This window comes from Streptomyces sp. ISL-87 (assembly GCF_018614095.1).
Classification (GTDB): Bacteria; Actinomycetota; Actinomycetes; order Streptomycetales; family Streptomycetaceae; genus Streptomyces.
Genome location: NZ_JAGGOY010000128.1, coordinates 1 through 12,474, shown reverse-complemented (window position 1 = coordinate 12,474; position 12,474 = coordinate 1). Strand labels below are relative to the sequence as shown.

Here is a 12,474-nt window from a genome sequence, read left to right as displayed (position 1 = left end):
AAGCGCGCGGGCAGCGCAGGCAGCGTAAGTGGCGCGCACGAGGGTGCCCGGGTGCCGCGCTGATTGGACCCGGGTATTCGGGGGAACAGCGCACAAATGACACAACCCATCGAAGACTACGCACTTATCGGCGACCTCATGAGCAGCGGGCTCGTCGGCCGCGACGGGTCCATCGACTGGCTGTGCCTGCCGCGCTTCGACTCGGAGGCCTGCTTCGCCGCGCTCCTCGGGGACGAGGAGAACGGCCACTGGCGGATCGCCCCGGCCGGGGCTATCGACGGCGAGCGGTGCACCCGCCGCGCCTACATGGACGGCTCGCTGGTCCTGGAGTCGTACTGGGAGACCGAGGACGGCGGCTCGATCAAGGTCATCGACTTCATGCCGCAACGGGACACCGCACCCGATCTGATGCGGATCGTCGAAGGCCTTTCCGGCGAGGTCACCGTACGCAGCGCCCTGCGCCTGCGGTTCGACTACGGGCACATCATCCCCTGGGTCCGGCGCCGCGACGGCGAACGGGTCGCCGTCGCCGGCCCCGACTCCGTATGGTTCCGCAGCGAGCCGCCCGTACCCACCCGGGGCGAGGACAACTGCCACCGCTCCGAATTCACCGTCACCGCCGGGGAGCGGGTCGCCTTCGTGCTCACCTGGCACCCCTCGCACGAACCGCGCCCCGAGCCCCTCGACCCGTACGAGGCACTGGAGCAGAGTCTCGCCGACTGGCGGGACTGGTCCGCCCAGTGCCGCTACGAGGGCCCCTACCGGGAGGCCGTGACCCGCTCCCTGATCACCCTCAAGGCCCTCACCTACGCCCCGACCGGAGGCATCGTCGCCGCCTCCACCACCTCGTTGCCCGAGGAGCTCGGCGGTGTCCGCAACTGGGACTACCGCTACTGCTGGCTGCGCGACTCCACCCTCACCCTCGGCTCCCTCCTGGCGACCGGCTTCCTCGACGAGGCCCGGGCCTGGCGCGAGTGGCTGCTGCGGGCGATTGCGGGCGACCCCGCCGACCTGCAGATCATGTACGGGATCGCGGGCGAGCGGCGGATCCCCGAGATGGACCTTCCCTGGCTGCGCGGCTACGCCTCCTCCGCTCCGGTCCGGGTCGGCAACGCGGCCGTGAACCAGCTCCAGCTCGACGTGTACGGGGAGGTCCTGGACTCGCTGTACCTGGCCAGGTCCGCCGGACTCCCCGCGGAGAAGCACGCCTGGCGGATCCAGCTCTCGCTCCTCGACTTCCTGGAGCGCAACTGGCAGCGGCCCGACGAAGGCCTGTGGGAAGTGCGCGGCCCGCGCCGCCACTTCGTGCACTCCAAGGTGATGGCGTGGGTCGCCGCCGACCGGGCGGTCCGGACCCTGGAGCAGGACCCCTCGCTGCCCGGCGACGTGGACCGGTGGCGGGTCATGCGGGAGGAAGTGCACCGCGAGGTGTGCGAGAACGGCTACGACCCCGGGCGCAACACCTTCACCCAGTACTACGGCTCCCGCGAGCTGGACGCGGCCACCCTGCTCATCCCCAGGGTCGGCTTCCTGCCGCCCGACGACCCGCGCGTCATCGGCACGGTCGACGCCGTCCGCGAGGAGCTGGGCAGCAGCGGCCTGGTCCGCCGCTACAGCATCGAAGGCCCGTCGGTCGACGGCCTGCCCGGCGGCGAAGGAGCCTTCCTGGCGTGCTCGTTCTGGCTGGTCGACGCCCTGCACATGACCGGCCGGGAGAAGGAGGCGCGGGCCCTCTTCGAGCGGCTGCTGGCCGTACGCAACGACGTGGGACTGCTCGCCGAGGAATACGACCCCCTCTCCGGACGTCAACTGGGCAACTTCCCCCAGGCGTTCAGTCACATCGGCCTGGTGAACACAGCGCTGACCCTGGGCCTCGCCGAGGCGCGGTACGCGCCGGGCACCTGACCGGCCGGTGGGGCTCGCGGCGGCGCCGCTGCCGGGGGAAGAGCCGGCAGAGACCGGGAATGCCGGCGGGCCGAGCCGGCTCCGCAGCGGCGGGCCAGTCCTCTAGTGCCGTGGCTTGCCGGTTACGGCACTAGCCCGTCCGGGCCTCCTCCCGGCGCCGCAGCAGCTCGCACGTCGTGTCGTCGGCCGGGAGAAAGGCCTCCAGGTGCAGCTCGGCCAGGGTCACGTCCACCGCCGTGGCGAAGGAGGTCAGCGTGGTCAGCAGCCGTAGCTCGCCCCCCTCGGTGCGCAGCCGCAGCGGCACGGCGAAGCCGAGGTGGTCCGACCCGGTCGGCACACCGGCGGGCAGATAGCCGAGCAATTCGCCGATGAGCAGGTCGAGTTCGGGATCCGGATGCGCCAACGCCCGGGCCCGCAGGCTCTCCACGATGTGCCGCCCCCACGCCGCCAGGTTCTCCACACGCGGCGCCATCCCCTCGGGGTGCAGCGCGAGCCGCAGTACGTTCACCGGCGGCTCCAGCAGATGCGCCGCCGCGCCCTCCGTGAGCACGCCGAACGCCTCGTTCGCCAGAACGAGTTCACCGCGCGGCCCCGCGACCACCGCCGGGTACGGCAGGTGCCCGGTCAGGATGGAGCGCAGGGCCGTCATGGCCGGCTCGATGGCCGCGGCGTCCCGCGGGGACTCCGCGTACGCGGGCGCGAAACCGGCGGCCAGCAGAAGGGAGTTGCGCTCCCTGAGCGTCAGGCCCAGCGACTCAGCGAGCCGCACCACCATCGCCCGCCCCGGCGCCGAGCGGCCGCTCTCGATGAAGCTGAGGTGCCGCTGGGTGGTCCCGGCGAGGGTGGCGAGCTCCAGCTGGCTCATCCGGCGCAGCGACCGCCGCCTGCGCATCTCGCGGGCGAACGGGGAGGGCTCTGCCGGGGCGGTGAGGTTGGCCATGCCCCCTTTCTAGCCGTCACCCGGCGGAGCCGGCGATTCCCCGGAGGGAATTGCCGCGCGTGTTCCGGGTCCCGGAGCATCGGCGGGGTCAGGAGCGGACACCACCCCGGCGGACCGGAGAACGAGATGCGCGCGTACCACCTGGAAGCATTCGGCGACATCGACGGCATCGTGCTGCGGGAGGGCGGTGGCCGGGAGGGCGGCGACGCCCCCGAGCCCGTCGGGCCGACCGGCATCGTGATCCGCCTCCACACAGCCTCCTTGAACCGGCGCGACCTGATGATCCTCCACGAGCGCTACCCCCTGCCCGCCGTCCCCGGGGTGGTCCCGCTCAGCGACGGTGCGGGCGAGGTGGTCGCCGTGGGGGAGGCGGTGACCCGGTTCGCGGTGGGCGACCGCGTGTCCTGCGCGTACTTCCCGCGCTGGCGCTCCGGCCGGATCACCCCGGACACCGTCGACCAGCCCGGCTGCACGCTCGACGGAATGCTCGCGGAGTACGCCGTACTGGACGAGCAGTGGGCGGTCCGCGTCCCGGACCATCTGACCTGGGAGGAGGCGGCCACCCTGCCGTGCGCCGGGGTCACCGCCTGGAACGCGCTGACCGGCGGCGAACCGCTGCTGGCCGGCCAGACGGTGCTGACCCTCGGCACCGGCCCGGTCTCCCTCTTCGCGGTGCAGTTCGCGAAGCTGCTGGGCTGCCGGGTCGTGTCCACCACCTCCAGCGAGGAGAAGGCGGAACGGCTCAGGGCGCTCGGGGCCGATGCGGTCGTGGACTACACCCGTGACCCTGAATGGGGGGTACAGGTAAGGGAGTTGACCGGAGGCCTCGGCGCCGACCTGGTAGTGGAGACGGGCGGCCCGGAGACCATCGGGCAGTCGGTGCGGGCCAGTGCGCTCTACGCGCAGATAGCCCTGCTGATCACCGGCAGTGCCCGCAAGTCCGGCATCGAGATCCCGCACGCGGTGTACGCGTCGAGCCTGGCGACGATCCGCCGCGTCTTCGTCGGCAGCCGGGCCCAGTTCGAGGACATGAACCTGGCCGTCACCGCGCACGGACTGCGCCCGGTCATAGGCCGCGTGCACCCCTTCGAAGAGGCGCACGCGGCCTACCGCGGCTACGCGAAGGACGCGCCGTTCGGCAAAGTGGTGATCCGGATGGGGAGTTGAGCGCTACGCGGCGACGGCCTCGCCGTCCTCCGGAATACTGACCAGCCAGCGGGAGTCCTGGCGCGGCCGCAGGTACAGCGCCCAGTACACGGTGGCCACAGCGGTGATCCCGCCCGTCCACAGCAGGTACTGGGTGTCCTGCTGGGTCAGGATGTACGCGAACACGGCGATCAGCACCACCGGCACGGCCGGCCACAGCGGCATCCGCCAGGCGGTCGTCTCGCGGTGCGCCCCGCGCCGGCTGAACAGCGCGGCGACCGCGACCAGCAGGTACATGCCGGTCACCGAGACGCCGGTGACCCCGTACAGGGTGTCGAGATTGACGAAGCACATCGCCGCACCCGGGACACCGACCAGCAGCGTGGCCACCCACGGGGAGCCGAAGCGGCCCAGCTTCGACAGCGCGTTGTTGACGGGCGCGGGCCAGGCCTTGTCACGGGCGGAGGCGAAGAGCACCCGGGAGTTCTGGATGACCATGACGATGCCCGCGTTAACGATCGCGAGGGCCACACACAGGCTCACGAAGGTGCCGACGGCCGAGTTGGACCAGGCGGTGACCATCCCGCCGAGGTCCCCGGCGGTCAGCGCGTCCAGGTCCGGGGCGCCCATGGTGATGGCGATGACCGGGACCAGGATGACGGCGGTGGAGATGGCGAGGGTGGCGAGCACGGTCCGCGGGACGTTGCGCCGCGGGTTCTCCAGCTCCTCGGACAGGTAGACGGCGGTCGAGAAGCCCTGGGTGATGAACAGCGCGATCGCCAGCCCCGAGACCACCATCATCGCGGTCACGGTCGACGTGCCACCGCCCTCGGCGGCCACCGAGCCGTGGACCAGCGCGTCGGCGCCCCGCTCGCTGTGCGCGAAACCGAGTACGGCGACCAGTGCGGCGGCGACCACTTCCAGGACCAGGAAGATGCCGGTGATCCAGGCGTTGGCCCGCAGATCGAGCAGGCCGGCGAGGGTGGCGAGCAGCATCACGCCGCCACCGGCGACCGGGGCCGGTATGTCGATGACCGGGGCGAGGTAGTCGGCCGTCCCCATGGCGATCACCGGGGGCACGATCATCACGACGAGCAGGGACAGTACGAAGACCAGCCACCCGGCGAGCCGGCCGGCCATGGTGGACACCATGGCGTACTCGCCGCCGGCGCTGGGGATGAGCGTGCCCAGCTCGGAGTAGCAGAACGCCACGCCGATACAGAGCAGCGAGCCGATGGCGATGGTGAGGGCCGCCCAGGTGCCGAGGCTGGAGAACAGGTCGGGCACGACGACGAACAGGGTCGAGGCGGGGGTCACGCACGAGAGCGTGAGCAGAGTCCCCCCGACGACGCCGATGGAGCGCTTGAGCTTCTGGGGGACGGGCGCGGTGGGCGGGGCGAGGGCCTGAGGGGCGCTGATCGTGTCAGACATCGGTGCGGGGGTTCCGATCGGCAGATGCGGTGAGTGAACGCGGGAGCGGTATCGCCTCCGAGGCGGTGGTGAGCAGAGTGTTCAGTGGCTCCCGGGCCGACATGCAATCCCTGCGAGATCCGCAGGTCAAGAGCTGTTCACCTGCGGATTCCATCGTTGTGCGAACTCCATGGCCCCCGAATGCGGCGTTAAGAGCGCGTAAATACTGCGCAGCGCCGGGGTGCGGGAACCGCATCTAGATCCACCGAAATTTTCTTCCGCTTTGCCGAGACGGGCGCTCGCCGGGGCGGTCAGCGCTGCTTGGTGGCCGCCCGGGGGCTGAGCACGGCGTCGGCGCCGTCCGTGCGGGAGGCCAGCAGCAGGGCGATGTCGTCCGGCCGGTCGGCGGAGTCTCCCGCCTCGCTGACCAGCCGGTCGGCCATCTCCGTCAGCGGGGCGGGCCGGGCCGCCGCCAGCGCGACGCGCAGGCGCTCCACGCCGACGTCGATGTCCGTACCCGGCTTCTCCACCAGCCCGTCGGTGTACAGGGCGAGCACCGCGCCCGGCGCCATCCGCAGTTCCGTCACCGGATAACCGGCGTCCGCGTCGATGCCGAGCACCACACCGCCGGGCAGGTCCAGCACCTCTGTCCGCCCGTCGGCGTGCCGCAGCAACGGTTGCGGGTGCCCGGCCCGGACGGCCAGCGCGGTCCCCGACTCCCAGTCGAGCAGCACGTAGCAGCAGCTGGCGAACTGGCCGGGGTCCAGGTCGATCAGCAGCCGGTTGGTGCCGCCCAGGACCTGGTCCGGCGTATTGCCGCTGAGCGCGAAGGCCCGTACGGCGCTGCGGAGCTGGCCCATGGTCGCGGCGGCCGCCACCCCGTGGCCCTGGACGTCCCCGATGACCAGGGCCAGCGTGGTCGGGCCCGTCTCGATGACGTCGTACCAGTCGCCGCCGACGTCCATGCCGACGCTGCCGGGCAGATACCGGCCCACCGTCGCCACGTGCTCGCGCACCGGCAGCCGGTGCGGCAGCAGGCCCGCCTGCAGTCCGCGGGCCAGCGCCGCCTCACTGTCGTAGCGCTGCGCCCGCTCCAGGGCCTGCGCGATCAGCCCGGCCAGCGCGGTCAGCACCGTACGCTCCTCCGGGCTGAAGCCGCGCGGCGCGTCGAAGCCGAGGATGCACGAGCCCACCGGCCGGCCCGAGGCGATCAGCGGCAGGAAGGCGCGGGCCCCGACATGTGCGTCCAGCGGGATCCCCGGGTAGGCCGCGGCCAGGTGTTCCATCGACTCGAAGAACATCGGCCGGCCCGAGGTCAGGGTCTCCACGCCGGGCAGCCGGACATCGAGCGCGACCCCGTCGAACCGGTCCAGGAAGCCCTTCGGGAAGCCGGTCTCCCAAGCCAGGTGCAGATGGCGCTCGTTGAGCAGATAGATCGCCAACTGGCGTCCGCCGAAGGCCGGGAGCAGCTCGTCGGTGACCACCGCCGACACCTGGCGGGCCGTGACCGCCTCGCTCAGCGCGATGGCGAGGGCCACCGGCCGGTACAGGGCGGCGGCCCGGTCGGCCGGCGAGCCCAGGCCGGCGCCGGGCAGGACCGCCGATGCGGGTGAGTAGGGGGGCGGTTCGGCGGTGCCGATCGTCACGGTCACCCCGTCGGGCCCCGGGTAGAGGCTGACCGACAGCCAGTCGCCGGGCGCGTGCCGGCCGCTGCGGATCGGGAAGTGCACCGGGTCCCCGGCCAGGAACACGGCCCGGAAGTAGTCCTCGTACGCGGGATGGTTGAGCCAGGGCAGCGCTTCCCAGAGGTCCTGTCCGCGCAGCTTCGGCTCCGCCAGGCCGAGCAGGGTCTCCGCGGAGGTGTTGGCGTAGCCGATCCGGCCCTGGCGGTCCACGGAGAGCACGGCCTGTGCGAGCCGGTCCAACGCCTCGCGGGGCCCCACGGCGCGCACGGGCGGCGGTACCTCCAGCGGGGCGCCGTCCCACACCACCGGCGTCCCCGCCGCGGCGAGCGCCGCCAGTTCCCCGGCCAGCCGGTCCGAGGCCGCGCGCAGCCCTTCCCGGTCGGCGGTTCCCACCGGGACCCCGGGCGTCGTCGCGCGCAGCACCAGCAGGACGCCGAACCGCTCGCTCCCGGCCGATACCGGCTCGTACAGGGACGCGAAGGGGAACGGCAGCCCGGCCATCAGCTGCGGGAACCGGGTCATGGCCGTCTCCGCGTCCGGTAGATACACGGAGTGCCCGGAGCGGTACGCCTCGGCGACCGGGAACGGGCGGTTCACGTGCATCCGCCACCAGGGCCGGAACAGCGGCCCGGGCACCCCGGTGAGCGCGGCCATCAGCAGCAGCCCCTCGGTACCGGAGCGCAGGTAGACCCCGCCCGCGTGCCCGCCGACGGCCTGCACCGCGTCGACGACGGCCCGCGCGAGCATCCTGGCCGTGGCGTCTGAAGCGGGGCGGCGGTCCGGTGTCGCCGTCACACAGCCAGGATGCGCGCCGAAGGACACGCCAGCATAGCGGTCCCGGCGAACAGGCGGCGCGCGCCGCGTCCGGTGCGCGCTGCCAGGCGGCCCTGGCGGCCCTGGCGGCCCTGGCGGCCCTCGGGGCCCCGGCGGTCCCGGCGGCCTCGGTGGTCCCGGCGGTGCCTGTGGTCCGGCGGTCCCTGTGGTCCCGGCGGCCCCTGTGGTCCCGGCCGCCTCGGCGCCGCCTGTGCCACCGCCGCCGCAGGTCAGCCGGAGGCGGCCCGCTGCCGGTAGCCCGCCACCACCGCGGCCGACGCCACCAGCAGCACCACCGCCACCGTGCGCAGGGCGGCTCCCACGGCATCGGTGAATGCGCCGATCTGCGCCGGATCCTGCGGATTCCCGTGGAAGCGGGAGGCCAGCACCGTGCCGACCACCGCGACCCCGAGCGCGGCGCCGATTTCGCGGGCCGCGGTGTTCAGCCCGGATCCCAGCCCGGCCTGGTGCCCCGGCAGCTCGGTGACGACGGTCAGGGTCAGCGAGGGCGCGCAGAGTCCGGTCCCGATGGACAGCACCAGCAGGCAGAGCGCGTACAGGGCGTACGGGGTGCCCGCGTCGACGGTGGAGATCAGCAGTAGTCCCGCCCCGATAAGGCCGAGTCCCGCGCCGACGGGCAGCATCGGTCCGGTCCGCTCCGCGAGCCGGGCGCCCAGCCGGGGCACCACCGCCATGCCGATCGTCAGCGGGACGATCGCCAGGCCGGTCACGGCGGGGGAGAAGCCCTTGGCGTACTGGAGGTACTGGGCGTTGACGTAGAACAGCGAGAACAGCCCGAAGAAGCCGGTGCCGATGCCGAGCGTCCCCGCCCGCAGCCTCCGCGAAACGAAGATCCGGGGATCCAGGAGCGGGCGCTCGGCGCGCAGCGCGTGGCCGGTGAAGGCGGCGAGCAGCCCCGCACCGGCGCCGAAGGCGGTCAGCACCCGTGCGGTTCCTGGCGGAGAGCCACGTGGACACCCCGGCCCTGCGCGAGGGGGTCGCCGACCTGGAACTCGGCGTCGTCGACACCCGTTCCCCCGAGGTACGCATCGAGCACCTCAGCGACGTGCGCATGGTCGCCGTCGTCCGTTCCGGTCACCCGCTCCTGCGCGGCCGGGTCACCGCCCGTCGGTTCGCCGCCGCCGAGCACCTGATCGTCTCCCGGCGCGGTCGCCTCGAAGGGCCGGTGGACGCCGCGCTCGCCGAACGGGGCCTGACCCGGCGGGTGGTGGGCAGCGTCGGCACCTTCCCCGCCTCCCTGTTCGTCCTGCGCGACACCGACCTCGTCGGGCTGCTCACCTCGCAGGCCCAGCCGCTCGCCACCGCACTGGGGCTGGAGACCTTCCCGATCCCCCTCGACCTGCCGCCCCTGCGGTTCGGTATGGCCTGGCACCCCCGCCACGACGCCGACCCCGCCCACGCCTGGCTGCGCGGCTGTGCCCGAGAGCTGGTTCCGGCCGAGGGGCCGACCCCGGCGCCCTGAGCCCCGTACGCCGTACGGACTGACCCGAACGCCTCCCCCGTCCGGGGGACGGTGCGGCACAACGGCGATCCGCCTTCCCGCGCCCGGGGAGGCATGCGGACATGCAACAGCAGCACGACATGTCAGCGACTCCGACGGCCTTTTCGGAAGCCGACAGCTTCACCCTCCGCACGGCGCTGGACGCCCTCGGCGGCGTACGCGGGCTCGACGCCCTCGACCTGGCCTGCGGGCACGGCGGCACCGTCCGGCTGCTGGCGAGCGGCGGGGCCCGGCGCACCGTGGGCGTCGACAGCTGCCCCGAACGCATCCGCCGGGCCCGGGAGCGGCACACCGGGGCGACCGCGAGCGTCGAGTACGTCGTCGCCGACGCGGCCGGCATGCCGCAGCTCGGCCCCTTCGACCTCGCCACCGCCGTGTACCTCTTCAACCACGCCCCCGACCGGGAGGCCCTGCACGCGATGTTCCGGTCCATCCGGGCCAACCTGCGGCCTGGGGGCCGGCTGCTGGCCATCGTGCCCAACGCCGGTGCGTTCCCGCGCGTGGACTGGTCGCCCTACGGGGTGCGCATCCTGGACCGGGTGCCGGACGGCGACGCGCCGCTGCTGAAGGCGCAGTACGTCACCGAGCCGCCGGTGCACTTCGAGTACCGCGAGTGGACGCACTCCGACTTCGCCGAAGGGGCCGTCGAGGCGGGCTTCAGCACCGTCGGCTGGCAGCCGGGCCGGCCCCCGCCCGCCGACGCGGTGCGCGACGAGGCGTACTGGACGGCGTACCGCGCCTGGCCGGTCAGCTCCCTGATGACCTGCACGGCGTAGGGCCGCGGGGGTGTCGGCTGCCGGGGTGTCGGCCGCAGGGGTGTCGGCCGCCGGGGTGTCACAGATCGGCCGCCGATCTGACGAGCTCCACGATCCGGTTGCGGGCGGCCCGCCCCTCCGGCAGCGGCAGCAGCGGGTACACGTGCGGCAGCCCCGGCTCCTCGTGGAACTCCACCTCGGCCCCGCCCGCCCGGGCCCGGCGCACCAGTTCGCGGCTGTCGGTGATCAGCACGTCCCGGGTCCCGGTGAACACCGTCAGCGGCGCCAGCCCCGCGAAGGTCCCGTGCAGCGGGCTCACCCGGGGGTCGTCGGCCGCGAGGTTCCCGGCGTAGAGCCGCCCGGCCTCGACCAGCCCCGGCCGCGCCAGCATCGGGTCGCCCGCCTCGATCGCCGCCTGGTCGGGGTGGCTCATGGTCACGTCCAGCCAGGGCGAGATCAGCACGATCCGGGACGGCTGCGCCCCGGTCCGGTCGCGCAGCCGCTGCGCGGCGGCCATCGCCAGCCCGGCCCCGGCGGAGTCCCCGATCAGCACCGTCCCGCCGGCTCCGCCGCTCTCGATCAGGCCGCTGAGCAAGTCGGCGGCCACCGGGACCGTCCGGTCGGCGGTACCGCGCGGGGCGAGTATGTACGCCGGTACGACGACCCGGGCCCGCGCCCGCGTGACCAGGGTCCTGATCAGCGACCAGTGCGGCCGGGTCAGCTCGTTGATGTACCCGCCGCCGTGCACGTACAGCACCTGCGCCGCGGGTTCGCCGCCGCGGGGCGAGAGGTCGTACACCGGCCAGGCCCCGACGAAGGTCCGCGACACCTCGGCGACCCGGCCCAGCGAGCGCGGCGGCAGGTGCGACGCGGGCCGGCGCGCGGACTCCGCCACCCGTGCCCGGACCGCCTCGGCACTCGCGAACCGTCTTCGCCGACCCGCCGCGATCAGCGCGGCCGAAAGCGCCCTGCTGCGCAGACTCGGCACGCCCCTCACCTCCCCGTTCCCCTGCCCTGGCGCGTGCCCTGGCCCCTGCCCCGTCTCCTGAGGAGCATAGGCGTGAAGCTGGGCTGTCGACCCGCTTAAGAAAGTCTCGATGGACTGATCACCGGGCCGGTCGGCAGATTGGTGCCCGTCCTCAACGCCGCATGTGCCCACGCGCTCGCGGTGCACCCTTCCGCATGCCTGGAGCCACCCCATGAAGGCACTCGTCAAGCACAAGGCCGAGCCCGGGCTGTGGCTCATGGACGTTCCCGAGCCCGAGTACGGTCCCGGCGATGTGCTGATCAAGGTGCTGCGCACCGGTATCTGCGGAACCGACCTGCACATCCGGGCCTGGGACGGCTGGGCGCAGGGCGCGGTCAAGACCCCGCTCGTGCTCGGCCACGAGTTCGTGGGCGAGGTGGCGGCGCTCGGCGCCGACGTCCGCGACATCGAGGTCGGCGCGCTGGTCAGCGGCGAGGGCCACCTGGTGTGCGGCAAGTGCCGCAACTGCCTGGCCGGGCGCCGCCACCTCTGCCGGAGCACGATCGGGCTCGGCGTCGGCCGCAACGGTGCCTTCGCCGAGTACGTGGTCCTGCCCGCGCAGAACGTGTGGGTGCACCGGACCGCCGTGGACCTGGACGTCGCGGCGATCTTCGACCCGTTCGGCAACGCCGTGCACACCGCGCTGTCCTTCCCGCTGGTCGGCGAGGACGTGCTGATCACCGGCGCCGGCCCGATCGGGATCATGGCGGCGGCCGTGGCCCGGCACGCGGGTGCCCGCAGCGTGGTCATCACCGATGTCAGCCCGGAGCGGCTGGAGATCGCCCGCAAGGCGGGGGCCACGCTCGCGCTGGACGTGCGCGAGTCGACGATCGCCGACGCACAGGCGCAGCTGGGCCTGCGGGAGGGCTTCGACATCGGTCTCGAGATGTCCGGCCGCCCCGAGGCGATGCGCGACATGATCGACAACATGACGCACGGCGGCCGGATCGCCATGCTGGGTCTGCCCGCGCAGGAGTTCCCGGTCGACTGGGCGAAGGTCGTCACCTCGATGATCACCATCAAGGGGATCTACGGCCGCGAGATGTTCGAGACGTGGTACGCGATGACCGTGCTGCTGGAGGGCGGGCTCGACCTCAGCCCCGTCATCACCGGCCGCTACTCGCACACGGAGTTCGAGGCCGCCTTCGACGAGGCGTCGACCGCCCGCAGCGGCAAGATCATCCTGGACTGGACGGCGTAACAGCGCCTTCGGGCCGTCAGGATCCTCCAGGTCCCGCTGGCCCTTCCGGCCCTTCCGGCCCTTCCGGCCC

9 protein-coding genes and 1 pseudogene are annotated in these 12,474 nt (G+C 73.1%); 5 read left to right on the top strand and 5 right to left on the bottom strand.

Annotation, left to right across the window (positions count from 1 at the left end):
- Positions 1-96: 96 nt before the first annotated feature.
- On the top strand, positions 97-1,905 hold the full coding sequence (locus J7I97_RS35325) for a glycoside hydrolase family 15 protein (protein ID WP_214943863.1): 1,809 nt from the start codon (positions 97-99) through the stop codon (positions 1,903-1,905).
- Positions 1,906-2,035: 130 nt separating this feature from the next.
- Here J7I97_RS35325 and J7I97_RS35320 read toward each other — a convergent pair whose 3' ends face one another.
- Positions 2,036-2,845 (bottom strand): helix-turn-helix domain-containing protein, encoded by an 810-nt coding sequence (locus J7I97_RS35320; protein WP_214943861.1) that lies wholly within the window; start codon positions 2,843-2,845, stop codon positions 2,036-2,038.
- 126 nt (positions 2,846-2,971) lie between these two features.
- Between J7I97_RS35320 and J7I97_RS35315 the strand changes: the two genes are divergently transcribed.
- Positions 2,972-4,012: an NAD(P)-dependent alcohol dehydrogenase gene (locus tag J7I97_RS35315; RefSeq protein WP_214943859.1), complete on the top strand. Its 1,041-nt coding sequence runs from the start codon at positions 2,972-2,974 to the stop codon at positions 4,010-4,012.
- Positions 4,013-4,015: 3 nt separating this feature from the next.
- On the opposite strand, the gene J7I97_RS35310 is transcribed toward J7I97_RS35315, so the two are convergent.
- The 3 genes from J7I97_RS35310 to J7I97_RS35300 all read right to left on the bottom strand — a co-directional run bounded on the left by J7I97_RS35310 (position 4,016) and on the right by J7I97_RS35300 (position 8,843).
- On the bottom strand, positions 4,016-5,422 hold the full coding sequence (locus J7I97_RS35310) for an APC family permease (RefSeq protein ID WP_214943857.1): 1,407 nt from the start codon (positions 5,420-5,422) through the stop codon (positions 4,016-4,018).
- A 290-nt stretch (positions 5,423-5,712) separates the two neighbouring features.
- Positions 5,713-7,833, bottom strand: coding sequence for a SpoIIE family protein phosphatase (locus J7I97_RS35305; protein WP_214943898.1), 2,121 nt, complete (start codon positions 7,831-7,833; stop codon positions 5,713-5,715).
- Between the two features lie 296 nt (positions 7,834-8,129).
- Positions 8,130-8,843, bottom strand: coding sequence for an MFS transporter (locus J7I97_RS35300; protein WP_214943855.1), 714 nt, complete (start codon positions 8,841-8,843; stop codon positions 8,130-8,132).
- Between J7I97_RS35300 and J7I97_RS35295 the strand changes: the two are divergent.
- A pseudogene (locus J7I97_RS35295) lies at positions 8,825-9,382 on the top strand (LysR substrate-binding domain-containing protein); the annotation flags it as partial. The gene J7I97_RS35300 and the pseudogene J7I97_RS35295 overlap by 19 nt on opposite strands.
- Before the next feature lie 101 nt (positions 9,383-9,483).
- Positions 9,484-10,197, top strand: coding sequence for a class I SAM-dependent methyltransferase (locus J7I97_RS35290; protein WP_214943853.1), 714 nt, complete (start codon positions 9,484-9,486; stop codon positions 10,195-10,197).
- Positions 10,198-10,255: 58 nt separating this feature from the next.
- Here the strand turns inward: J7I97_RS35290 and J7I97_RS35285 are convergent, their stop codons facing one another.
- Positions 10,256-11,164, bottom strand: a complete 909-nt coding sequence (locus J7I97_RS35285) for an alpha/beta hydrolase (RefSeq protein WP_308369389.1) — start codon at positions 11,162-11,164, stop codon at positions 10,256-10,258.
- A 211-nt stretch (positions 11,165-11,375) separates the two neighbouring features.
- On the opposite strand from J7I97_RS35285, the gene tdh reads away from it, so the two are divergent.
- Complete coding sequence (gene tdh, locus J7I97_RS35280) at positions 11,376-12,404, top strand: L-threonine 3-dehydrogenase (RefSeq protein WP_214943851.1); 1,029 nt, start codon at positions 11,376-11,378, stop codon at positions 12,402-12,404.
- Positions 12,405-12,474 lie beyond the last annotated feature (70 nt).

Excerpts from the sequence above, each read along its gene's own strand:
- J7I97_RS35325 (WP_214943863.1), top strand. The coding sequence starts at position 97 with ATGACACAACCCATCGAAGACTACGCACTTATCGGCGACCTCATGAGC.
- J7I97_RS35320 (WP_214943861.1), bottom strand. The coding sequence starts at position 2,845 with ATGGCCAACCTCACCGCCCCGGCAGAGCCCTCCCCGTTCGCCCGCGAG.
- J7I97_RS35315 (WP_214943859.1), top strand. The coding sequence starts at position 2,972 with ATGCGCGCGTACCACCTGGAAGCATTCGGCGACATCGACGGCATCGTG.
- J7I97_RS35310 (WP_214943857.1), bottom strand. The coding sequence starts at position 5,422 with ATGTCTGACACGATCAGCGCCCCTCAGGCCCTCGCCCCGCCCACCGCG.
- J7I97_RS35305 (WP_214943898.1), bottom strand. The coding sequence starts at position 7,833 with ATGCTCGCGCGGGCCGTCGTCGACGCGGTGCAGGCCGTCGGCGGGCAC.
- J7I97_RS35290 (WP_214943853.1), top strand. The coding sequence starts at position 9,484 with ATGCAACAGCAGCACGACATGTCAGCGACTCCGACGGCCTTTTCGGAA.
- tdh (WP_214943851.1), top strand. The coding sequence starts at position 11,376 with ATGAAGGCACTCGTCAAGCACAAGGCCGAGCCCGGGCTGTGGCTCATG.